Origin of the sequence: Ruegeria alba, from assembly GCF_022321465.1 — a bacterium.
Lineage (GTDB): Bacteria > Pseudomonadota > Alphaproteobacteria > Rhodobacterales > Rhodobacteraceae > Ruegeria_B > Ruegeria_B alba.
Genome location: NZ_JAKOEM010000002.1, coordinates 50,568 through 73,760, shown reverse-complemented (window position 1 = coordinate 73,760; position 23,193 = coordinate 50,568). Strand labels below are relative to the sequence as shown.

Annotated in this window: 15 protein-coding genes; 9 read left to right on the top strand and 6 right to left on the bottom strand. The window is 63.9% G+C overall.

Going from position 1 to position 23,193, the window contains the following annotated elements:
• Positions 1-5: 5 nt before the first annotated feature.
• The gene (locus MB818_RS04015) at positions 6-1,922 is read right to left on the bottom strand and encodes an ABC transporter substrate-binding protein (protein ID WP_439653272.1); all 1,917 of its coding nucleotides are present in this window, start codon (positions 1,920-1,922) and stop codon (positions 6-8) included.
• Positions 1,915-3,687: an ABC transporter ATP-binding protein gene (locus tag MB818_RS04010; protein ID WP_234137405.1), complete on the bottom strand. Its 1,773-nt coding sequence runs from the start codon at positions 3,685-3,687 to the stop codon at positions 1,915-1,917. Before MB818_RS04010 ends, MB818_RS04015 begins: the two co-directional genes overlap by 8 nt.
• A 241-nt stretch (positions 3,688-3,928) precedes the next feature.
• On the opposite strand from MB818_RS04010, the gene MB818_RS04005 reads away from it, so the two are divergent.
• From MB818_RS04005 to MB818_RS03980, 6 genes are all read left to right on the top strand, one after another.
• Positions 3,929-4,432 carry a class I SAM-dependent methyltransferase gene (locus MB818_RS04005; protein ID WP_234137406.1) on the top strand — a complete coding sequence of 168 codons (504 nt, stop codon included), beginning with the start codon at positions 3,929-3,931 and terminating at the stop codon, positions 4,430-4,432.
• 99 nt (positions 4,433-4,531) lie between these two features.
• A complete protein-coding gene (locus MB818_RS04000) occupies positions 4,532-5,161 on the top strand; it encodes a glutathione S-transferase family protein (protein WP_238904076.1) in 630 nt (209 codons plus the stop codon).
• Between the two features lie 191 nt (positions 5,162-5,352).
• The gene (locus tag MB818_RS03995; protein ID WP_238904074.1) at positions 5,353-7,761 is read left to right on the top strand and encodes a GcvT family protein; all 2,409 of its coding nucleotides are present in this window, start codon (positions 5,353-5,355) and stop codon (positions 7,759-7,761) included.
• Positions 7,758-9,281: a trimethylamine methyltransferase family protein gene (locus tag MB818_RS03990; protein WP_238904072.1), complete on the top strand. Its 1,524-nt coding sequence runs from the start codon at positions 7,758-7,760 to the stop codon at positions 9,279-9,281. The genes MB818_RS03995 and MB818_RS03990 overlap by 4 nt, the downstream gene beginning before the upstream one ends.
• An 11-nt stretch (positions 9,282-9,292) precedes the next feature.
• On the top strand, positions 9,293-9,967 hold the full coding sequence (locus MB818_RS03985; protein ID WP_234137410.1) for a TetR/AcrR family transcriptional regulator: 675 nt from the start codon (positions 9,293-9,295) through the stop codon (positions 9,965-9,967).
• Entirely contained in the window at positions 9,964-11,268 is a 1,305-nt protein-coding gene (locus MB818_RS03980; RefSeq protein ID WP_238904069.1) for an NAD(P)/FAD-dependent oxidoreductase, read from the top strand. The genes MB818_RS03985 and MB818_RS03980 overlap by 4 nt, the downstream gene beginning before the upstream one ends.
• Before the next feature lie 183 nt (positions 11,269-11,451).
• Here MB818_RS03980 and MB818_RS03975 read toward each other — a convergent pair whose 3' ends face one another.
• Positions 11,452-14,901 (bottom strand): indolepyruvate ferredoxin oxidoreductase family protein, encoded by a 3,450-nt coding sequence (locus MB818_RS03975; RefSeq protein ID WP_238904067.1) that lies wholly within the window; start codon positions 14,899-14,901, stop codon positions 11,452-11,454.
• A gap of 150 nt (positions 14,902-15,051) precedes the next feature.
• Here MB818_RS03975 and MB818_RS03970 point away from each other — a divergent pair, with 150 nt between their 5' ends.
• On the top strand, positions 15,052-15,510 hold the full coding sequence (locus MB818_RS03970) for an Lrp/AsnC family transcriptional regulator (RefSeq protein ID WP_234137413.1): 459 nt from the start codon (positions 15,052-15,054) through the stop codon (positions 15,508-15,510).
• Positions 15,511-15,836: 326 nt separating this feature from the next.
• Here MB818_RS03970 and MB818_RS03965 read toward each other — a convergent pair whose 3' ends face one another.
• Entirely contained in the window at positions 15,837-16,226 is a 390-nt protein-coding gene (locus MB818_RS03965; protein WP_234137414.1) for a DUF3307 domain-containing protein, read from the bottom strand.
• 211 nt (positions 16,227-16,437) lie between these two features.
• Between MB818_RS03965 and MB818_RS03960 the strand changes: the two genes are divergently transcribed.
• Entirely contained in the window at positions 16,438-19,437 is a 3,000-nt protein-coding gene (locus MB818_RS03960; protein ID WP_234176449.1) for a cyclic nucleotide-binding domain-containing protein, read from the top strand.
• A gap of 94 nt (positions 19,438-19,531) precedes the next feature.
• Here the strand turns inward: MB818_RS03960 and MB818_RS03955 are convergent, their stop codons facing one another.
• Together MB818_RS03955 and MB818_RS03950 are read right to left on the bottom strand one after the other, a co-directional pair.
• On the bottom strand, positions 19,532-20,689 hold the full coding sequence (locus MB818_RS03955) for an acyl-CoA dehydrogenase family protein (RefSeq protein ID WP_238904065.1): 1,158 nt from the start codon (positions 20,687-20,689) through the stop codon (positions 19,532-19,534).
• Positions 20,686-21,315: a TetR/AcrR family transcriptional regulator gene (locus MB818_RS03950; protein ID WP_234137417.1), complete on the bottom strand. Its 630-nt coding sequence runs from the start codon at positions 21,313-21,315 to the stop codon at positions 20,686-20,688. The genes MB818_RS03955 and MB818_RS03950 overlap by 4 nt, the downstream gene beginning before the upstream one ends.
• A 113-nt stretch (positions 21,316-21,428) precedes the next feature.
• On the opposite strand from MB818_RS03950, the gene MB818_RS03945 reads away from it, so the two are divergent.
• Complete coding sequence (locus tag MB818_RS03945) at positions 21,429-23,192, top strand: acyclic terpene utilization AtuA family protein (RefSeq protein WP_238904063.1); 1,764 nt, start codon at positions 21,429-21,431, stop codon at positions 23,190-23,192.
• Position 23,193 lies beyond the last annotated feature (1 nt).

The window sequence follows — 23,193 nt, the reverse complement described above, 5'->3', positions numbered from 1 at the left end:
ATCCGTCAGTCTTGAATAAAGAATTCGTCCATCCGGTGCACACCGAAATGCGCCCCCGGATCCCACGCCCACATGCCCTTTTTCGGCACGTTGCGCATCCGGGCCGAGACCACGATGGGCTGCGGCGCCTCGGCCAAAAGGCCAATGCCATAGATCTGGTCGGCATGGATGGCCAGCATCTCGCTCCAGGCGGCAGCGCGCGCCTGATCGTTGGCGGCGCTTTCCCAATCGTGCAGCAGTTCCATCAGCCGCTGCGCCTCGGGCAGGTCGGGCGCCTCACCCGCCTGGCCGGCGGTCTGATAATACTGCCCCCATTTCGGCCAGGCCAGAAACACCTGATCGGTGGGCGCCAGATAGGCCGGCGAGGTATAGGCCTGAGGCAGGCCGTTGTCCCAGCCGAACCAGACCGAGGCCATGGTGGTGCCGGCAAAGACCCGGTTGCGCAGGATGTCGCGATCCAGCGGGCGCATGACCAGCTTGACCCCGATCTCGCGCCAGGTGTCGGTGATGATCTGAAGTGCGTTCTCGACCTCCTGCCGCTCGCCCGCCGTTTCGATCACCAGTTCCATCGGGCGGCCATCGGGCAGCAGGCGGATGCCCGAGCCATCGCGCTTGTCCAGCCCGATCTCGTCCAGCAGCGCGTTGGCCTGCGCCACGTCATAGGCCGCCCAGGCGTCGCGGTGCTCCTGCTTGAAGAAGGGCGAGGCCGGCAGCACCGCCATGGCACCGGGCTTGGCCAGCTTGAAATAAAGCGCCCGGTTGATCGCGTCGCGGTCGATCGCCAGCGACAGCGCCCGGCGCAAACGGGCATCGCGCAGCACCGCCCGCCAGCCGTCATCATTATGGTTGAGGTTGGGATAGATCGCGATCTGCGAGGCAACGCCGGTTTGCCAAAGATAGGTCTTGTAGCCGCCATCGGCCTCGCCCTTCTTCAGGATCGAGGCATCACGAAAGTCGAGCCCGCGCCCCTGAAGATCGACCTCGCCCGCGTTCGACTTGGCCGCGACAAGGCCGGGCGCCACGATCTCCATCTCGACGATGTCGATATAGGGCAACTGCACCCCGCGCGTGTCGATCCGGTGATAGAAAGGATTGCGCACGAAATTGTGGCGGATCTTCTTGCCTTCGCTGGCATTGATCCAGGGTTGCAGGGTCGGCAGCTGGGCATTGTCGAACTGGTACATGTTGTCCAGCTTGTTGTGCAGCGCCGCCCAGCTCTTGACCCGGTTTTCCTCGACTGCCGCGGCCAGCGACGCAGCATCGGCATAATCCTGATGGAACTGTTTCAGGAAATGCGCAGGGCGATAGATGAAGGGCGGACGCGCCTGCGCCAGCGATTGCAGGAAATTGGGGTTGGGTTTGTCCCACTCAAAGACCACCGTGGTGGCATCGGGAAAGCTGACCCGGGGCGGCTGGCCTTCGATCAGCAGGAAATCGGGAGGACCGGCGGGGCTGAGCAGCGGATTGTTGGCCACATCCTTCCACCAGTATTCGAAATCGGCCGAGGTAAAGGGCGCGCCGTCCGACCATTTGTGCCCCTTGCGCAGGTGCAGGGTAAAGCGGCGATCCTCTTCGGCCTCATAGGATTTCAGCAGATCGGGGACCAGTTCGTATTTCTCGTCATAGCCGACCAGCCGGGCATAGCCATAGACGACCATCTGGCGGATATCCTTGGAACGGGTGATCATGGTGCGCATCACCCCGCCCGGTGTGCCGAATTCACGCCCCTTGGCCCCGAGATCGACGATCAACGGTTCTTCTGGAATGCGTTGGTCAATGGGTGGCAGGTCGCCGGATTTCACCTCGGCCCCCCAAAAGATCGATTCCTGTAATGTCGGCACGGTTTCAGCGCGCAACGGTAATGCCCCGGCCAGAACCATGGTCAGGGCAAGCGCAAAAGTGCGTCGGGGCAATTCAAACATGGCAGCGTACCTTGTGTCCTGGCTCCATTTCCACCAGCGAGGGTATCACGGAGTCGGTGAAACGAAAGGCCTCGGCCCAGCTGTCTGGCGCACCGGCGCCCAGGGCCACAAGCTTCAGATTGATCGGCCGGTCGATATCGGGTTCCGGCTGGGCGGCGATCAGCGCCTTGGTATAGGGGTGTTGGGGATTGTGGAACAATGTCTCGGGCGGGGCCTGTTCGACCACCAGCCCCTGACGCATCACCGCCACCTCGTCGGCGATACGCGCCACGACTGCCAGATCGTGGCTGATGAAGAGGTAAGAGAGTCCCAGCCCCTCCTGCAACTCTTCCAGCAGGGTCAGGATCTGGTCCTGTACCGACACGTCCAGCGCCGAGGTCGGCTCGTCGCAGACGATCATCGCCGGGTCGAGCATCAGCGCGCGTGCGACTGACAGGCGCTGGCGCTGGCCGCCGGAAAAGGCATGCGGATAGCGTTTGAGCATGTCGGCGTTCAGCCCCACCCGTTCGAGCGCCTCGGCGGCCTTGTCGCGTTGCTCGGCGCGGGTGCCGATCCGGTGGATCTCCAGTGGTTCGGTCATCGCGTCCTGGATGCGCATGCGCGGGCTGAGCGAGCTGTAGGGGTCCTGGAACACCATCTGCGCCTGACGCTGGAACGCGGTACGCTGGGCGCGGCTCATGTCATGCACCGTCAGCGGCGCGGCTTCTGGGTTGGCGCGGAACAGTACTTCGCCGCCGGGATCGGGCGGTTCGGCGCCCAGCGCGATACGCGCCGCGGTGGTCTTGCCTGAGCCGCTTTCACCCACGATCGCCAGCGTCTTGCCGCGGGCCAAGCGGAAGTCGACGCCCCGGCACGCGTGGATCAGCTTATCGGCCTGCCAGCCCCGGCCAGAGCGCATGGTATAGGTCTTGGACACATCCTTCATCTCGAGGATCAGATCGTCCTGCGGCATCGGCAGGCCAACGGCCTGAACATCCGGAATCTCGGGCGCGGCATCGAACAGTTGCCGTGTATAGGGATGTGCCGGGTCCTTGAGCATGGCGGAGGCAGAGCCGCTTTCCATCACCCGGCCCTTGTGCATGACAACCACCTGTTCGGCCATGTTGGCCACCACGCCCAGATCATGGGTAACCAGGATCAGCGCCATGCCGATTTCGCGCTGCAACTCCTTGATAAGCCCAAGAACCTGCGCCTGGGTGGTCACATCCAGTGCCGTGGTCGGTTCATCCGCGATCAGCAGGTCGGGTTTGGCCACCATTGCCATGGCGATCATCGCCCGCTGCCGCATGCCCCCCGACAATTCGAACGGATAGGAGTTGTAGGCGCGTTCGGGATCGGGAAACCCCACCCTTTCGAACTGTTCCAGTACCGCCTTGCGCGCCTGCCGCTCACTGGCGCCGCGATGCAGCCAGAGCACCTCACTGACCTGATTGCCGATCCGGTGCAGCGGCGAGAGAGAGCGCATCGGCTCCTGGAAGATCATCGAGATGCGGTTGCCGCGGATCGACCGCATCTGCCGCTCGCCAAGCTGGTTCAGGGCGAGCGGCCCATCCTCGCCGTTCAGCGTGATCCGGCCGGAGCGGATTTGTGCCGCTTTGGGCAGGATGCGCAACGCGGCCCGGCAGGTGATTGTCTTGCCCGAGCCGGATTCACCTACCAGCGCCAAAGTCTGCCCGGGCATCACCTCGAAACTGACGTCCCGCACCACGGGTTCGTCGCGACCAAAGCCGATGCTGAGGTTTTCGACAGACAATAAAGGGGTCATTCAGGTGTCCCACCCGACTGGCCAGAAAACGACATGACGCTATCAATACCCCCAACGGTCTTTATTGTTTTGCCTGCACTTTCGCGCGCCGGGCGCCGGTTCGTCAAACCTCAATTTCGCAAAGATGGCCGGGAAATCGCGATATTGCCGGTCTGATGGCTGTCAAAGCGGGGCGGAATTTGGCATGAGGAGCAAAAGCGGCACCCGGAACGGCGCCGCGCGGACAAGGGAATATCAGATCATGAGCCAACCAGAGCAGAGCCGCCTCGACCTGTTCATCGACCGGATGGTGTCGCAACGGGCCTGTCTCGACCATGCCATCGCATTGACCGCCGAATTGCCCGGTCCGGTCTACGAACTTGGTCTGGGCAACGGGCGCACCTATCACCACCTGCGCCAACATGTGCGGGGGCGCGATATCTACGTGTTCGAACGCGCGGTGGCCTCGCACCCCGATTCGACACCGCCCGAGGCCGCGCTGGTCCTGGGCGATATCCGCGAGACCCTGCCCGCCACGCTGGAACGCTTCGGCGCCACGGCCAGCCTGATCCATGCCGATCTGGGCGGTCACAACCGGGAAAAGAACGATCGTTTCGCCCGCATGATCTCGCCTCTGATCGAACCGCACCTGGCGCAAGGCGGGCTGATGGTGTCGAGCGACCGGATGTATTTCGATGGTCTCGTGGAGCTGCCGCTGCCCCCCGGCGCGGTTGAGGGGCGGTGTTTCATCTATCAGCGCGGATGACGTCCGGGTGATGTGCCGCAGGGTCACGCCCGCGAACGGCTAGGCGCGCGGCGCGGTTGATGCCTAAGCTTGGTGCATGCTGCACCAGAGGATCCCGTCATGCTGTTTTACGACTGTTCCACCGCGCCCAATCCGCGCCGCGCCCGCATGTTCATCGCCGAGAAGGGGCTGGAGATCGAAAGTCGCGATATCTCGATCGCGGCGGGCGAACAGTTGCAACCGGCTTTTCGGGCGGTGAACCCGCGCGCGACGATCCCGGTGCTGGTGACCGACGAGGGCACGGTTTTGACCGAGAATCTGGGTATCGCCGCCTATCTTGAGGCGCGCTTTCCGGAACCGCCGCTGATGGGGCGCACGCCCGATGAAAAGGGTCTGGTGATGATGTGGAACGCCATCGCCGAACAGCAGGGCGGCGCGCCTGTCGCCGAGGCGCTGCGCAACGGGCATCCGGCGTTCAAGGACCGTGCCATCCCGGGCCCCGCCAACCATGCCCAGATCCCCGAACTGGCGCAGCGCGGGATCGCGCGGGTAGCGCAGTTCTTTGATGTACTTGAAGATCGATTGAGCGAAAGCCCGTTCGTGGCCTGTGATCATTTCACGCTGGCCGACATCTCGACATTCGTGTTCGTGGACTTTGCCCGGGTGATCAAGATGCGCGTGCCCGAGGGCAACAGCGCAACCCAGGCCTGGTACGAAGCAATCAAGGCCCGCCCCAGCGCACAGATTTAGGTGGTCCCTTTCGACTGGAGCCGGAAAACACATGTTTTCCGGGCCGTTTTCCGTGACGGAAAATGGCGCCTGCCGTGCGGTCCGGTGCCTTTGTCGTATAGGGGAGCAAGGCGCAAGTAGTACTGTACATAAATGTCTAGACAGGTGCCCAACCCCGCACTAGCCTGAGGCGAGGAGCAAGGGAGGGTCGTATGAAGTCCCATTATCGCGTTGTCGTCATAGGAGGTGGCGTTGTCGGTGCCTCGGTTCTTTATCACCTGGCCAAGTTCGGCTGGAGCGATGTGGTGATGCTTGAGCGGCGCCGACTGGCATCCGGATCATCCTGGCACGCGGCGGGCGGCATCCATGCGCTGAACGCCGATCCCAACATGGCGGCCTTGCAGGCCTATACCATCGACCTGCTGTCCGAGATCGAGAAGGAATCGGGCCAGAACATCGGGCTGCACATGACCGGCGGTCTGACGCTGGCGGGCACGCCCGAACGCTGGGAATGGCTGCAGGCGAACTATCGCATTTTTCAGTCCATCGGTATCGACGACTGCGAGCTTCTGACCCCTGAAGAGGCGCAGCGCCGATGCCCCATCATGTCGACCGATGGCGTTCTGGGCGCGATGTGGGCCGACCGCGAAGGCTATATCGACACCACCGGTACGGTGCAGGCCTATGCCACCGCCGCCCGCAAGCGCGGCGCGGAATATTACGAGGACACCAAGGTCGAGCGCCTGATCCAGACCGCCGATGGCTGGCAGGTGGTCACCGACAAGGGTACGATCACCTGTGAACATGTGGTCAATGCCGCCGGTCTCTGGGCCAAGCAGGTGGGCCGCATGGCGGGCGTCGAACTGCCGGTATCTCCGCTGAAACACCACTATCTGATCACCGATACGGTGCCCGAGGTCGCAGCGGCGGAATTCGAAATGCCGATGACCGTCGATCTCGAAGGCTTCACCTATATGCGGCAGGACCAGAAGGGCATCCTGGTCGGTATCTACGAGATCAACCACGAACATTGGGCGATGGACGGCGCGCCCTGGAACTATGGTGAGGAGCTGTTCCAGGAACAGCTCGACCGGATCGAGAACGAGCTGATGCTGGGCTTTGCCCGCTACCCCTCGATCCAGGACGTAGGCATCAAGACCTGGGTCAACGGCGCCTTCACCTTTTCGCCCGATGGCAACCCGCTGGTCGGCCCGGTTCCGGGCAAGCGCGGCTATTGGTCGGCTTGCGCGGTCATGGCGGGCTTTCTCCAGGGTGGCGGCGTCGGCAAGACTCTGGCCGAGTGGATGATCCATGGCGAGCCCGAGGCGGACGCCTGGTCGATGGACGTGGCGCGCTATGGCGACTATGCGCAGAACAAGCGCTACATCCGGGAAACCACCGGCCAGTTCTATTCCCGCCGCTTCGTGATGTCTTACCCAAATGAGCAGCTTCCGGCGGGTCGACCGCTGAAAATGGCCCCGGCGCATGACGCGATGACGGCCGCGGGCTGTCGATGGGGCGTCAGTTGGGATCTCGAAGTGCCGCTCTACTTCGCGCCCTCCGAGGATTTCGTCGAGAACCTGACGCTGAAACGCTCGAACGCGCACCCGATCGTGGCCGAGGAATGCCGGGTGATCCGCGAGGGCGTGGGCCTGATGGATATCACCGGCTTTTCCCGGTTCGAGGTCTCGGGTCCCAACGCCGAAGCTTGGCTGGATAAGCTTTTTGCCACCAAGCTGCCCGCGCCGGGGCGCGCGCGCCTTGCCGTGATGCTCAGCGAGACGGGCCGCCTCAAGGGCGACCTGACGCTGCTCAACTGGGGCGACGGAACATGGTGGATCATGGGCTCCTATTACCTGCGGGCCTGGCATATGCGCTGGTTCAACGACCATCTCGACGATGGGGTGGCTGTCCGTGATCTGGGCGAGGAGATCTGCGGTTTTGCTCTTGTCGGCCCGAAATCCCGCGCTGTGATAGAGAAACTGGCCGAACAGGATATCTCGGACCTGAAATTCATGGGCTGCGGCGACTTTGACATCGGTCTTGTCCGCGCCCGCGTCGCCCGCATGTCGGTCACCGGCGAGATGGGCTACGAGATCAACTGCCGCTATGGCGAGCACATCGCGCTACGCCGGATGCTGCTGGAGGCCGGCGCGGGCGAGGGAATCCGCGAGGTGGGTTTCAACGCCTTGCTCTCGACCCGGATCGAAAAGAGCTTTGGTATCTGGTCGGCGGAATTCACCCAGGATCGCACCCCCGGCATGACCGCCATGGACCGCTGGATCGCCTGGGACAAGGGCGATTTCATCGGCCGCGCGGCTGCGATTGCCGAGCGCGACGGCAATGGCCCGGCCCGGGTGCAGGTGACACTGGAGGTCGAAGCGGCCGACGCCGATGCCTCGGGCTATGAGCCGGTCTGGGCGGATGGCACGCAGATCGGTTTTGTCACCTCGGGTGCCTATGGCCATTACACCGGCAAGTCGCTGGCAATGGCGCTGGTGGACCGGGACAGGGCACAACCGGGTACGAAGGTCAGTGTACATGTCGTGGGCGTCGAACGACCCGCCAAGATCATCGCACCCTCGCCCTATGATCCCGACGGCAAGGCGATGCGCGGATGAGCGCGGGGCGGCGGGGCAGGCGGGCACGGACCGACGCCCCGGCGCCGGCCCGCCAGGTCGATTACCGCAACCTGCGCAACCCGTTCCCGCCGATGGCGGCCTTTTCCGACGACCGGATCGAGGCGCTGCACGAGGCGGCGCTGAGCGTGCTTGAAGATCTGGGGATCATGGTGCTGCATCCCGGCGCGCGCGATCTCTATCGGCAGGGTGGTGCCCGCATCGACGGCGACATGGTTTACATGGGCCGCGACATGGTCGAGGCGGCGCTGATCCGCGCGCCGAAATCCATCCGAATGCGCGGCGCCGTGCCCGACCGTGACGTGGTGCTGGAATTGGGCCGAATGGCGTTTCAGCCCGGTGCCGGTTGCCCGCATGCCACCGACCTGACGCGCGGCCGCCGCCCCGGTACCATCGCCGATTTCCGCGAACTGGTGCAGATCACCCAGAGTTTCGACGTGCTGCACATGGTGCCGCCGCTGGTCGAGGCGCAGGACGTGCCGATGCATCTGCGGCATATGGCAATGACCGAGGTCGAACTGACCCAGTCCGACAAGGTGCCCTTCCTCTATTCGCGCGGCACGCCGCAGGTGATGGACGGGTTCGAGATGATCCGAGATTTCCGGGGCCTGTCGGATGCGGAGTTCCGCTCCGAGCCGTGGAGTTACACGATCATCAACACCAATTCTCCACGCACGCTGGACCTGCCGATGGCGCAGGGGCTGATCGACTTTGCCCGCCATGGCCAGTTGGCGATTGTCACCCCCTTTACCCTGATGGGCGCGATGGCGCCGGTGACGGTGGCGGGCGCCATGACGCTCAGCCATGCCGAGGCGCTGGCGGCCATCACGCTCAGCCAGTTGGCGCAGCCCGGCGCGCCGGTCTGCTATGGCACCTTCACCAGCAACGTGGACATGAAATCGGGCGCTCCGGCCTTTGGCACGCCCGAGCATTTCACCGCTTCTCTGGTGGCTGGGCAATTGGCGCGGCGCATCGGCCTGCCCTGGCGTTGCGCCGGGGGGAGTGCCGCCAATATCAACGACGCCCAGGCCGCGAACGAGACACAGTTCGGCCTCTGGGGCTGCCTGCTGGCCGGGGCCACGGTGACGATCCATTCGGCGGGCTGGCTCGAAGGGGGGCTTACCGTCTCATACGAAAAGATCATCACCGATCTGGAAGTGCTGCAAATGGTGGCCGAGCTCTGCGCGGGTACGCCCGCCACCGACGCGGATATCGCGCTGGATGCGCTACGCGAAGTGCAGCCGATGGGCCATTTCTTTGGTGCTGCACACACGATGGCGCGCTATCAGACCCAGTTCTATGATCCGCTGGTGGGAGACTGGTCGAACTTCGGCCAGTGGACCGAGCGCGGGGCAGTCGATGCCAATCATCGCGCCACTGGTATCTGGCGCGGGATCGTGGATAATTTCGAACCACCGCCCATGGACCCGGACCGGGTCGCGGCGCTGCAAGACTTCATCGCGCGCCGAACCGCCGAAGGGGGCGCCCCGCCCGAAAGCTGAGGAGACCCGCTATGGGCAGCAAACCGATCCTGCATCGTGACGATCCCAGCGCCGAGCCACTGGTGGGCAACATCAAGGTGACGCGTGACGACTGGCTGAACGTGGCGATGGATGTGCTGGTCTCGGACGGGGTCGAGCAGGTCAAGGTCCTGAACCTGGCCGAGCGGATGGCGGTCTCGCGCTCGTCGTTCTACTGGTATTTCAAGTCGCGCCAGGACCTGCTGGACGCGCTGCTGGCGAAATGGCAGGCCACCAATACCGCAGGCCTGATTGCGCAGACCGAGCTGCCTGCCGAGACCATAACCGCCGCGGTCTGCAACCTGTTTCACTGTGTTGTCGATCCGGCGCTGTTCGATACCGCGCTGGATTTCGCGGTGCGCGACTGGGCGCGTCGGTCGGGCAAGGTGCGGCGCTTGCTGGATCTGTCCGACAGCCGACGGCTTGAGGCTCTGACAGCCATGTTCCTGCGCTATGGTTACAGCCAGATCGAGGCCGAGACCCGCGCCCGCGTGCTCTATTACATGCAGATCGGCTATGACCTGGCGCAGATGAACGAGCCGATCGATCAGCGGCTGTCCTTTGTGCGGCACTATCTGTTTGTCTTTACCGGCGTGCAGGCCCGTGACGAAGAGGTCGCCGCCTTCAGCGCATTCGCTCGCGGTTTCTGGGAGGGACGACGACCATGAACAGCCCCGACGCAATCATCATCGGCACAGGCGTGATCGGCGCGGCGATTGCATTCGAGATGGCCAAGGCAGGCTGGAAGACGCTGTCGCTGGACCGCAATGCACAGGTGGGCCACGGCTCGACCGCTGGCTCCTGCGCCATCATCCGGATGCATTATTCCACCTTCGAAGGCACGGCGCTTGCCTGGGAGGGCTATCACTATTGGCGCGACTGGGCCGAGTATCTGGGCCTGCCCGAGGGGGCGGATCTGGCACGCTTCCACCAGACCGGTTGCCTGGTGATGAAGACCGAGGCCAATGATCAGATGGTCAAGCATATCCGCTGTTCGGCCGAACTGGGCATCCCGTTCGAGGAATGGAGCGCCGAAGAAGTTCAGGCTCGCCTGCCGATTTATGCAATGGACAGCTATGCGCCTGCCCGGCGGTTGGATGATCCGGAGTTCGGCAAACCCAATGGTGGTCGGATGGGGGGCGCGGTGTTCTGGCCCAATGGCGGTTATGTCACCGATCCGGCGCTAAGTGCGCAGAACCTCATGGAGGCGGCGCGTCTATACGGGGCGTCGGTGCGCAACCGTGCCGAGGTGGTGGAGATCCTGCAATCGGGCGGACGGGTGGCCGGGGTAAAGCTGGCCAGCGGCGAGGAAGTCCACGCCCCCGTGGTGATCAACGTGGCGGGACCGGGCTCGGCCATCGTCAATCGCATGGCGGGCGTCACCGGAGACATGACCATCCAGACCCGCCCGCTGCGGCAGGAAGTGGTGCATCTGCCCGCACCCGAAGGGTTCGATTTCGAAGCGCAGGGTACCATCGTCTCGGACAGCGATATCGCCTGCTATTGCCGGCCGGAGCAAGGCAATCACATCCTGATAGGGTCAGAGGACCCCGCCTGCGACCCGCATCAGTGGTGCGAGGATGATCTGGATTATGATCGCAACTTCACCGATCAGTGGACAACCCAGGCCATGCGCTATGCCCAGCGGGTGCCGAGCCTGGGTATCCCGTCGCGGATGCGCGGCGTGGTGGATCTCTACGATGCCTCGACCGACTGGATCCCGATCTATGACAAGTCTTCGCTGCCGGGGTTCTACATGGCCTGCGGCACCAGCGGCAACCAGTACAAGAACGCCCCCATCGCGGGCAAGATGATGGCCGCGCTGGTGCGTTATTGCGAGGAAGGCGGCGATCACGATGCCGCGCCGCTCCAACTCGACCTGCCCTATATCGGGCGCCGTATCGACGTGGGTTTCTACTCACGCAAGCGGCCTGTCAATCAGGAGAGCAGCTTCTCGGTCCTGGGATAGCGCTGTCAAACGGCGCGCCTTCGGCGCAAGACAATGTCTCGTCGTCGTTCCTCCTCCTCGGAGCGTGGGGGAGGTGATGGTCATGCGCTGGTGCAGCGGGGATGAGAGTCAGATGCCTCCGGCGGGAGTATTTCGGACCAGAAAGAAGCGGGAAAGATGCTGCTTCTTTCTGGTCACAAATACTCAATCCGCCGTCGCAGCAAGTGCAGGCGCTGCGGATCGGCCCTTGTCGAGGCGGCTGGCTATGTCTGCTTGTACACGTTTGACCGCTTCAACCCGGACCGGGCCATAGCCGCGAATTTCGCCTGCCAGGGTCAGGACGGATTGCCAGTCGGCCTCGTTCGTTGCGGTGCAGTCCTGCTGCATACGGTCGAGCAGGGCGAGATACCAGGCCAGTGTTTCGCGATGCAGGCGAGCCTCGAAATGGTAACCAAACGGGTTGAGCGCGGTGCCGCGCAGTGGTCTGGCGCGGGCGAGCAGGCTGAGGACAGGGCGCAGCCATGGACCGAAGCCCCGTTTCAGGGGCCGCCCGCGCGCGTCCCTGCGATGCGCCAGTAACGGCGGGGCAAGGTGGTAGGTGAGTTTGACGTCACCCTCGAACTGCTCTTGCAGGTCCCGCTGGAAGTGGTCTGCGGTCAGCAGCCGGGCGACTTCGTACTCGTCCTTGCTGGCCATGAAGCGGAAGAGGTTGCGCGCGGCCTCACCGATCAGCGCGTCGGGGGCCTGAGGCAGAGCGCGGCGTAGCGTGGCGATGCGATCGGTGAAGCGTGCGGCATAGGCGGCATTCTGGTAGTCGGTCAGAAAGGTGGCCCGACGGGCGAGCATCTGGTCGAGGGTTTCCTCTGCCTCCGGGGTGGCGCTTTCGACGTCGAGCCGCGCGGGATCCTCGGCAAGCGCCCGGCCCGCGGCAAAAGCGAGGCGGTTCTTTTCTACCGCCACGCCGTTGAGCAGGATCGCCTGTGCCAGTGCGCTGCGGCTCACCGGCACCAGCCCGCGCTGCCAAGCGTAGCCCAGCATCATCACATTGGCGAAGACCGCGTCGCCCAGCAGCTGTTCGGCGGTCTGGTTGGCGTCGAAACCGCTGACGTTCTCGGTGCCGACCACGGCGCGGATGGCGGCCTCGCGCGTGTCGATTTTCAACTGCGCGTCGCGATGCAGAACCAGGTCTCCGGTCGGCATCTCGGCCCGGTTCAGCACCACCTTTGTGCCGTTGCGGTAGTGAGCCGAGGCCTTGGGCGCGGAACTGACCACCATGTCACAACCGATCACCGCATCAGCGCCACCGGTGTCGATACGCACCTGGTGCAACGCGTCCGGGCAGGCGCCGAGGCGTATGTAGCTGAGAACAGTGCCGAATTTTTGTGCAAACCCGGTGAAATCCAGAACCGAGGCCCCCAGCCCCTCGAGATGGGCGGCCATGGTGATCAGCGCGCCAACGGTCACGACGCCGGTGCCGCCGACCCCGGTGACCAGCAGATCGAACGGATCGGACAGTGCAGGCAGGGTCGGTTCGGGCAGGCCGCTTTCCAGCTGTTCCAGATCCAGTTTGACCGCGCGCTTGCGCCGGGTGGCGCCCTCGACGGTCACAAAGCTGGGGCAGAACCCGTTCAGGCAGGAGAAGTCCTTGTTGCAGGAGCTGAGGTTGATCTTGCGCTTGCGGCCCAGCGGGGTTTCGCGCGGCTCGACGCTCAGGCAGTTGGAAGCGACCGAACAGTCGCCGCAGCCCTCGCAGACCAGATCGTTGATCCAGACGAACCGGGCCGGGTCCTCGATTTTACCGCGCTTGCGGCGGCGGCGCTTCTCGGTGGCACAGGTCTGTTCATAGATCAGCACGGTGACGCCCTTGATCTCGCGCAGCTCTTTTTGCACCGGCATCAGCTCGGCCCGGTCGTGGAACGTGGTGCCGGCGGGGAAATCGGCGCGCGAGAATTTCTCGATGTCGTCCGAGACCAGCGCGATGCGCGCGACCCCCTCGGCGCGGCAGGTCTGGGCGATGCCCGAGACGCTAACCGGCCCGTCGACCGGCTGGCCGCCGGTCATCGCAACCGCGTCATTGTAGAGGATCTTGTAGGTGATATTGGTGCCTGCGGCGACCGCCTGCCGGATGGCGAGGGAGCCCGAATGGTACCAGGTACCTTCGCCCAGGTTCTGGAAAATATGCTTGCCGCCATTGAATTTGCTGGCCACCACGTGCGGCACACCCTCACCGCCCATCTGGGCGTATCCGTCGGTGTCGCGGTTCATCCAGCTGGCCATCACATGGCAGCCGATGCCGCTGTTGGCGCGCGAGCCTTCGGGCACCTTGGTCGAGGTGTTGTGCGGACATCCCGAGCAGAAATAGGGGGTGCGGGTGGCGCCGGGCACCGCGATCACGGGGGGCGGCGTTTCGGTCAGCGCGCGGGCGCGGGCGGGCAGGTTCTCCTCTGGGAAGAACGCATCCAGACGGGCGGCCACCACGGGGGCCAGCATCAGCGGGCTCAACTCGCCGGTCCAGGGGATCAGCGGTTCGCCCTGTTCGTCGTATTTGCCGACCATCCGGTGCGGTTTGTCGCCCGGCCAGTCATAAAAATACTCCTTGAACTGGCTCTCGATGATGCCGCGTTTTTCCTCGACGACCAGCACCTCCTGCTTGCCGCGCACAAAGCGCAGCGCGTTGCGGCGGGCCAGCGGCCAGACCATGCCGACCTTGTAGATGTCGATGCCAAGCGCGCGGCACTTGGCCTCGTCCAGACCCAGGAGGCGCAGTGCCTCCATCAGGTCGAGATGCCCCTTGCCGGTGGTGACAAAGCCAAAGCGCGCGTTGGGCAGGTCATAGATGCGCCGGTCGATCGGGTTTTCCTCGGCAAAGGCGCGCACGGCGCGCAGCTTGGCCTGAATGCGGGTCTCGATCTCGGGGCTGGGCAGATCGGCGCGGCGCACATGCAGGCCACCCGCGGGCAGGTCGATCTGTGGCAGGGTGAACTGGCGGTCCGGGCGCAGTTCGACCGAGCGGCCGCTTTCCACCGTTTCGCTGATCGCCTTGAACCCGACCCAGGTGCCCGAGAAGCGCGACAGCGCCAGGCCGTATTCGCCGAACTCCAGGTATTCTTCGACCGAGGCGGGGTTCAGCGTCGGCATGAACCAGGCCATGAAGGCCACGTCGGACTGGTGCGGCATCGAGCTGGAGACGCAGCCGTGGTCGTCGCCCGCCACCACCAGCACGCCGCCCTTGGGCGCGCTGCCATAGGCGTTGCCGTGCTTCAGCGCATCGCCCGAGCGGTCCACCCCCGGCCCCTTGCCGTACCACATCGAAAAGATGCCCTCGTGCTGGCAATCGGGGTCCAGCACCGCCTGTTGCGCGCCCAGCACGGCGGTGGCGCCCAGATCCTCGTTCACGGCGGGCATGAAGGTGATGCGGTCTTGCTCCAGCCGTGCCTTGGCGCGCCACATCTCCAGATCCAGCCCACCCAGCGGCGAGCCGCGATAGCCTGACACAAAGCCAGCGGTGTTCAGCCCGGCAGCGCGGTCGCGGCGGGCCTGATCCATCATGATCCGCACCAGCGCCTGGGTTCCGGTCAGGAACACGCGGCCGGTGGTCTGGTCGTAACGGTCCTCCAGCGTATAGCTGCGCAGGGCGGGGGCAGGGTGGGTCATTTGAGTTTCCTGATTGCGGTGGTTGGTGGCGCTGCGCGAAAGGATAATCCGGGATGAGCGAAAATCGGTGCCAGAAACTCCGGGTTTGCCCGGGTCTGCCGGATAAACTATTCATCAAGGGTCAATGATGTGAAACAACAGACCGAATCCATGCAATTAGATGACCGTGACCGTCGAATCCTGACCCTGCTTCAGCAGGACAGCCGTATCTCGAATGCCGATCTGGCCGAGGCGGTGGGCATGTCGGCCTCGGCGCTGTGGCGCCGGGTGCGCGCGTTTGAAGAGGCGGGGGTGATCACCCGCTATGGCGCGGTGGTCGATCCGGGGGCGATGGGGCTAGATTTCGAGGCCATCGTGCATGTGCATCTGACCCGGCACGATCCGGACGGGATCGTCGCCTTTATCCGCGCTATCGAGACCGCGCCCGAGGTGCAGGAATGTTACGCCACCACCGGTCAGGCCGATTATCATCTGCGGGTGCTCTGCCCGGATCTGGCGGCCTATAATATCTTTCTGGAACGCTTCCTGTTTCGTCTGCCTGCAGTGGCCAGCGCCCAGACGAATGTCGTTTTGCGAACGATCAAGCGTAGCCGTCCGGTCACGTTGTGACGACCTGATGTTCCCACTATGAGAACAGATTTCGGAGACGGTCAGGCTCGGGTCGAAAGCGATCCGTTCGAAGCGCCGATACAAGAAAAATACCCTAGTCCGGGACAATACCATTCGTGGTATCGCCCGGTATTAGCATGATCCCGATCTGTGGTCCGTATGTCGATTCGAAGGTAGAACCGTTGCCTGCATGGTCTGGCTGGCTGGCGACCTTCGCGCCGTATTTGCGAGATGTCGTTGGGTGGTTTGATCCCGCAGTTCTGGCCGGCCCCCGGAAATTCCAAGATTCTCCGTCGCGGTTTTGCTGCCGGAAAACGGGCGAGAGTTTAGTGGGCGAATTCGACCCAGGCCCAGGCCATGGCCAGATAGGTTAGCTGGTGCAGAAACTGGTCGAAGCCCATCGCATACCAGTATTTTGCCTGATTGGGTTGCAACGCGTTTCGATCAGAGTAGCTGGCCTTGCCATAGTCGATATTGAAATGAACCACCCATTCCAAGACCGCTATGACCAATGCGAACACCGCCGGCGCGCCGACCACCAGGAAAAGCAAGACCGATCCTAATGCATGGATCCCTGCATGCTGGGCGCGGCCTAAATGCCAATACTGGCAGCGACCGGACAACATTCTTGGTGTCTGCAGGAAGAAGTCTGCAAACATATGCTTGACTTGCAAAAGACCAAGCACCAACAGCAGCGAGGCTATGGTAACAGGCAAGAACACTCCTCCATCCGCGTTCCTGAACCCACCTTAGCGCAGGATTCGGGGGCTGCAAAAGGAACTCGTTCACAAATAAAGCCGATTGACCAAACGTAAATGCGATTGCCAGGCCGTATTAGGCCGCGATAGCTTCGAACTGGGGCGCCGCCTTTTGGTGACGGTCAAACAGTACAAGTCCGATTTGGGGGTCGGAGCCATAGAACGCACTTTGTTCCGTTTTATCTGGAAGTACTCCAGACGCGATCAGCTGATCCTGCTGATGGTGACGGCGACGCTGTTTCCGCTGCTCTACCTCACGTTGGAGCTTCCCAAACGCATCATCAACGACGCTATCGGCGCCGCCAGTTCCACCATCGAGGTTTGGGGCTTCACCTTTGACCAGGTAACCTACCTGGCCATCCTCTGCGCTGCCTTCCTGATCTCGGTCACTGCGCATGGGCTGATGAAAATGCGGATCAACACGATGAAAGGCGTGATGTCCGAACGGATGTTGCGCCGGTTCCGCTATCTGCTGATCACTCGGGCGCTGCGGTTTCCACAGCCCTATTTCGAGCGTGTCAGCCAAGGTGAGCTGGTGTCGATGATCACCGCCGAAAGCGAGCCGATGGGCGGGTTGATGGGCGATGCGATCAGCCAGCCGGTCTTGCAGGCCGGGCAGATGATCACGATCCTGTCCTTTCTTTTCCTGCAAAGCCCGTGGTTCGGGCTGGCTGCCGTTGCGCTGATCCCGCTTCAGGCCTGGCTGATCCCGCGCATGCAGCGCCAGATCAACCTGCTCAACAAGAAGCGCATCCAGGAGGTGCGCGTTCTCGCCGCGCAGATCGGCGAAAACGCGGCCGGCGCGGCGACGCTGCGATCCAATGCCGGCTGGCCCTGGCGGATGTCGATGATCAGCTATCAGCTGGGGCGGCTGTTCAGCATCCGCTTCGACATCTACCAGAAAAAGTTCTTCATGAAGTTCGTGAACAACTTCATCGGGCAGCTGACGCCGTTCCTGTTCTATTCGATCGGCGGCTATCTGGTGTTGCAGGGCAGCGTGTCACTGGGGGCGCTGGTGGCGGCGCTTGCAGCGTACAAGGATTTGTCGAGCCCCTGGAAAGAGTTGCTGACCTACTACAATCAGACTCAGGACATGTCGTTGCGCTGGGAGGTGATCCTGGACCGGTTCGCGCCGCCGGGTATGATCGACGAAGACAAGTTCAGCGGTTTCCCCGAAGAGCGCCCGCGCCTGACCGGCGATATCGTGCTCGACAAGGTTTCGGTCCGTGATGCTGATGGCAATCTGGTGCTGGACGATCTCGACCTGACCCTGCCGGGCGGCAAGGTGATCGGTATCGCCGCCAGCAGCGAAGAGGATCGCCGCGCCCTGTCCGAATTGCTCACGCGTGAGGTATTGCCGGCCAGTGGACAGGTACGGATCGGCGAGGTCGGACTGTCGGATCTGCACCAGATGGTGGTGGCCTCAAGGATCGGTCATGCAACCTCGCGCCCGGTGTTGTTCCAGGGCACCTTCGGGGAAAACGTGACGATGCCGGTCCGGGTGCGCCCTCAGGGTGACAGCGGCGAGCCGGGCTTTCACGCCGAAACCTTGCGTGCGGGCAACAGCGCCGATCCCTATCACAGCGACTGGCTGGAGCCGGGCCTCGCGGGCTTCGATGATGCCCGTGCGCTGCGCGACTGGTGGCTGAAGCTGGTCGAGGGGTTGGGTTCGGGTGCGGCGCTTTATCGTCGCGGTGCCGAGCAGGTCTTTGCCGAGGCCGATCACCCCGAACTGGCGGCGCGGCTGGTGGCGCTGCGGCCGGTCATTCAGGAGGCGGCAGAGCGCGCGGGACTTGCCGGGCAGGCGCATTTCTTTGACCCCGGCCAGTACAACCCGGCGCTGCCGGTGGCCGAAAACCTGCTTTTTGCCTCCCCGCGCGCGGCCTTCACGCCCGAGGTTCTGGCCGGTCAGACCGATTTTCTGGCCCAGATCCGTCAGATCGGGCTGGACGAGCCGTTGGTGCGCCTGACCCAGGACGTGATCGACATGCTGCGCCAGATCTTCGGGCTGGACGGCACCGACCACCCGCTGTTCCGCAAGCTGAATCTGGATGTACGCACCTACGAGACCGCATTGGAACTGGTGGAAAAGACCCGCGACGACGGCGCTCGGGCGCTGGAGGATGCGCAACTGGCCAGCCTGCTTGCGGTGCCGTTCCGGATCTCGGCAGACCAGATCGGCCCGGCCTTCTCCGACGAGATCAAGGCGCGCATCTTGGAACTGCGCAAGAGCCACTCGGCCGAGCTGATGCGCAGTCTGGACGATGTTTTTGCCCCGCTCGACCCCGACGCCTTTGCTCCGGGACTGAACGTGCTGGAGAATGCGCTGTTCGGCAAGGTAAGCGAGGTGGGCGGGGCGCGGTCGGACGAATTGCGCAAGATGATCGCCGAGGTGCTGGACGAACATGGCCTGCGACCTCTGGTGATCCAGCTGATCTATGATCTGCCCGTCACGCTGGGTGGGCAGAATGTGCCGGCGATTTTTGCAGAACCGCTGGCCTTTACCCGCGCGACAATCAAGAAGCCCGACATCCTGCTGCTCGACCGGGCGCTGGCAAGTTATGATATGCAGACCCAAATCGCTGTGTACCGCAATCTTCGCGCGTTGCTGCCCGAGACGACATTGATCTATCTTAACGATGCGTTCGAGAATCCGGACGTTTTCGACCTCTATATCGAGGTCCAGCAAGGCCGGATCGTGACCGAGGAAGTGCCGAAAAAACAGGAGGAAGAGGACAGCGTCGCCTCGGCCGATCTCAGCCGCAAGGTCCGCACGCTGGAGCAGACGCCGCTGTTTTCCGGTCTCGATCGGCGGCAGTTGCGGCTGCTTGCCTTTGGTGCGCGCTGGTACTCGGCCAAGGCGGGCGAGGTGGTGTTCCTGAAGGACGATCAACCCACCGATGGTGCCTATATGATGATCGAGGGCGAGGCCGGGCTATACCTGCCGCGCGAGGGGCAGGAGGATCAGTTGATCGTGACTGTCGGGCCAGGCCGCCTTGTGGGCGAATTGGGCCTGATCCGCAAGGAGCCGCGCGCGCTGAGCATGGTGGCGGCCACCGACATCACCTGTTTGCGCATCGGCGAGGAAGAGTTCCTGGCAGTGGTCGAGAACGATGCCGCGACCGCGTTCAAACTGTTGCAGGTGGTGGCGGGCTACGTGTCGAACTAACGCGGTGCGCGTGCGGCAGGAGCCGTTTTCCGCGACGGAAAACGGCTTGGAAAACCTCGTTTTCCATAACGGAATTATTGCAAAATTCCGTGCCCTACTGACCGGCAAGGCCCATTTGACGGACCGCAAGATCGCGCAGGATTTCTTCGGAGCCACCGCCGATCGCCATCACCTTGACCTCGCGCCAGACCCGTTCGACCGGGTTTCCGGTCAGATACCCGGCGCCGCCGAAGATCTGCATTCCTTCCGAGGCCACGAATTCCAGCGCCTTGGTCGCCTGCACCTTGGCTTTGGCGATCTCGGCCGCAGGCATCAGCCCCTGGTTCATCGCCCAGCAAATCCGCTCCAGATAGGCCTCGATCATATCTATCCGCGCTGACATTTCGGCGAATTTATGGGCGATGACCTGATGTTCGATCAACCGCTGGCCAAAGGTCCGACGCTCACGCGCCCAGTCAAGCGCGGAACGATAGCAGACCCGCATCATGCCGAGGCAGCCCGCCACCATCGCCAGCCGCTCGTGGTTGAAGTTGTTCATGATCGCCAGGAAGCCCTTGTTTTCGGGGCCGATCAGCGCCGTCTCGGGCACGTGGCAATCGTCGAAATGCAGCATGGCCTGGGTCGAACAATGCCACCCCATCTTGCCGCCTAGCGGGGTGCGTGAAAAACCGGGCGTTTCCGCCTCGATCAGGAACAGCGAGATGCCCGCCAGGCCCGGTCCGCCGGTGCGGGCGCCGACCACGTACCACTGCGCGTCCATCCCCCCGGTGATATAGGCCTTGGCACCATTCAGCACCCAGCCACCCGCCGCCCGCTCCGCCCGCGTGCTCAGATTGGCCACATCAGACCCGCCCCCAGGCTCGGTGATCGCGAGCGCCGAGTTCATCTCGCCCCTGACGATCCGGGGCAGGACGTTTTGCCGGAATGCTTCGGGCGCGAACCGGACCATCGGGCCCAGCGAGATCATCCGACCACCGACCGCCGCGGCCACCCCCGAGGCACCGCAGCCAAAGGCCAGTTCGGCGTAGTCGCAGCGCATGAACGCATCGTCGAAGCCCAGCCCGCCATATTCCTCGGGGATGCCAAAGCCGAACACGCCCAGTTCGCCCAGTTTCTGGTGCAGTTCCCAGGGCACGGCCTGTGCCGCCTCCCACTCCTCCACATGCGGGGTGACCTCGGTGGCGAAAAACGCTGCAAGCGTGTCGCGAAAGGCCTGACGCTCGGGCGTCATGAAGGGAGAGGGGCAGGTCATGGCGCATCCTTTGCGGGCAGGGGGGTCAACTGGCTTTCCATCATCCCGGCGAAGCGCTCCACCATCCGCGCCAGATAGGCAGGGTCGGTGACGAAACGTTCGTGCAGGACCAGACCGCGCAGAAAGTTCCGGGTCATGCTCCACAACAGTTCGGCGTCGTCCGGCGCCGGGTCCGCCCCGATATAGGCGCGCGCGACCGAGGCGCGGCTTTGCCGGTCCCAGTCGTGCAGGCGGGTTTCTAGCAGGCGATAAAGCTCGGCATCGGTGCGGCAGGCCACCAGAATCTCGACCATTGCGCGCCCCCCGGCGGCGTTCACCACCTGACCCCAGGCCCGGGTGATCAGATCGCGCACCGGTTCGGGGCTGGCGGCCTGCGCGGCGCGGCGTTCGACCGGGTCGAGCGCGCGTGCCAGCAATTCCATCGCGGTGGCCGCGACCAGCGCCTGCCGGGTTGGAAAGTGATGGGTGATCGCGCCACGCGACACGCCCGCCCGCTCCTGAATGCGGGCAAAGGTGGTCTCGGCATAGCCCAGCCTATCCAGACAGGCGATGGTGGCCCGGATCACCTTGGCCTGGGTCGATCGGGATCGCCGGTCTTGCGGGGTCGGTTTCAGGGTCTCGGGCATCTGCCGTCACGTCACACTTATTTCGATTGACCGCGAGGGTCTCGGGAGGCAGCTTAAAAACAGAACGGGCGGTCTGTAAAGTGGCTGCCGAAAGCCAGGGGAGAGAACGTCGCGTGACAGCAGCGTTGAGGATCGGCGGGGCCTGCGGTTTCTGGGGTGAGGCGCCGCATGCGACGGCACAGCTTCTCGCGGCCGGGGTCGATGTGCTGGTTTATGACTACCTGGCCGAGATCACCATGTCGATCATGGCGCGCGCGCGGCTGAAGGATCCGGATCAGGGCTATGCCACCGATTTCGTGACCGAGGCGATGGGACCGAACCTGAAGGCCATTGCCAGGCAAGGGGTGCGGGTGCTGTCGAATGCCGGCGGGGTGAACCCCGAGGCCTGCGCAGAGGCGCTGAGAGAGCGGATCGCGGCGGCGGGGTTGTCCCTGCGGGTGGCGGTGGTGACCGGCGACGATCTGCTGGCGCGCGCCTCGGAGTTTGCCGCATGCACCGAGATGTTCACCGGCGCTGCCATGCCACCGCCCGAGCGGATCGCCTCGATGAACGCCTATCTGGGCGCGGCGCCGGTTGTGGCGGCGTTGCGGGCGGGGGCGGATATCGTGCTGACCGGGCGCTGTGCCGACAGCGCCCTGACACTGGCGGCCTGTGTGCACCGCTTTGGCTGGGACCTGTCAGATCATGACCGGCTGGCGGCGGGGTCGCTGGCCGGGCATCTGCTGGAATGTGGTCCGCAGGCGACCGGGGGCAATTTCACCGATTGGGAGGCGGCGGGCGATCTGGCGCGGATCGGCTATCCCATCGCCGAGGTCGCCGCCGATGGCGGTTTTGTCCTGACCAAGCCCGAGGGCAGCAGCGGGCTGGTGACCCCGGCTACGGTGGGCGAACAGATGCTGTACGAGATCGGCGATCCGCGCGCCTATCTGCTGCCCGATGTGGTCTGCGATTTCTCGGGCGTGACGTTGGAACAGGCGGGGCCGGACCGGGTGCGGGTCAGCGGTGCGCGCGGGCGGGCGCCGACCGGGCGGCTCAAGGTCTCGGTCACCTGGGCCGATGGCTATCGCGGCGGCATGGTGTTCCAGATGACCGGGCGCGACGCGCGGGCCAAGGCGCAGGCCTTTGCCCAGGCCGGGCTTGACCGGGCGCGGGCGCGGCTGGCGGCGCTGGGCGCGCCAGACTATCGCGAGGTCTCGTTCGAGGCCTTTGGCGGGCGCCCGACCCCGGATGCGCCCGAAGAGATCGCGTTCAAGGCGGCGGTACGCCATGACGATGCACGCGCGGTGGGTCTGTTTCTCAAGGAACTTGTGGGCGCGGCGCTGGCGACACCTCCAGGCCTGCATTTCTTTACCGGTGCCGGGCGACCCCGGCCCTCGCCGGTGGTGGCGCTGTTCTCCTGCCTGATCCCGGCTGAGGCGGTGCGATGCCGCGTCGTGCTGGACGGGGGAGAACTGTCCTTCGATCCACCCGAACAGCCGCTGCGCGAGGTTGAGGCGACACCAGCCCCCTGTCCGCCGCCGCCGGATATGGAATTTGAGCTGGAGGCGCGGCCACTTGAAGCGCTGGCCTGGGCCCGCTCCGGCGACAAGGGCGACAGCGCCAATATCGGCGTGCTGGCCCGCCGTCCCGAATACATGCCCTATATCTGGGCGGCCCTGTCGACCGAGGCGGTGATGAGATTTTTCGACGAAAAATCTCCCGCCCAAATCCAGCGTTTCTATCTGCCGGGCTGTCATGCCATGAATATCGTGCTGACAGGGGCGCTGGGCGGTGGCGGAGTGGCCAGCCTCAGAAACGATGCCCAGGGCAAGGCTTTTGCCCAAGAGCTTCTGTCCCTGCCGGTACCTGTTCCGGTCGGGTTGATCGCAAAGAACTAAG

Coding starts and splice junctions, on each gene's coding strand:
- MB818_RS04015 (WP_439653272.1), bottom strand. CDS start 1,922: ATGTTTGAATTGCCCCGACGCACTTTTGCGCTTGCCCTGACCATGGTT.
- MB818_RS04010 (WP_234137405.1), bottom strand. CDS start 3,687: ATGACCCCTTTATTGTCTGTCGAAAACCTCAGCATCGGCTTTGGTCGC.
- MB818_RS04005 (WP_234137406.1), top strand. CDS start 3,929: ATGAGCCAACCAGAGCAGAGCCGCCTCGACCTGTTCATCGACCGGATG.
- MB818_RS04000 (WP_238904076.1), top strand. CDS start 4,532: ATGCTGTTTTACGACTGTTCCACCGCGCCCAATCCGCGCCGCGCCCGC.
- MB818_RS03995 (WP_238904074.1), top strand. CDS start 5,353: ATGAAGTCCCATTATCGCGTTGTCGTCATAGGAGGTGGCGTTGTCGGT.
- MB818_RS03990 (WP_238904072.1), top strand. CDS start 7,758: ATGAGCGCGGGGCGGCGGGGCAGGCGGGCACGGACCGACGCCCCGGCG.
- MB818_RS03985 (WP_234137410.1), top strand. CDS start 9,293: ATGGGCAGCAAACCGATCCTGCATCGTGACGATCCCAGCGCCGAGCCA.
- MB818_RS03980 (WP_238904069.1), top strand. CDS start 9,964: ATGAACAGCCCCGACGCAATCATCATCGGCACAGGCGTGATCGGCGCG.
- MB818_RS03975 (WP_238904067.1), bottom strand. CDS start 14,901: ATGACCCACCCTGCCCCCGCCCTGCGCAGCTATACGCTGGAGGACCGT.
- MB818_RS03970 (WP_234137413.1), top strand. CDS start 15,052: ATGCAATTAGATGACCGTGACCGTCGAATCCTGACCCTGCTTCAGCAG.
- MB818_RS03955 (WP_238904065.1), bottom strand. CDS start 20,689: ATGACCTGCCCCTCTCCCTTCATGACGCCCGAGCGTCAGGCCTTTCGC.
- MB818_RS03950 (WP_234137417.1), bottom strand. CDS start 21,315: ATGCCCGAGACCCTGAAACCGACCCCGCAAGACCGGCGATCCCGATCG.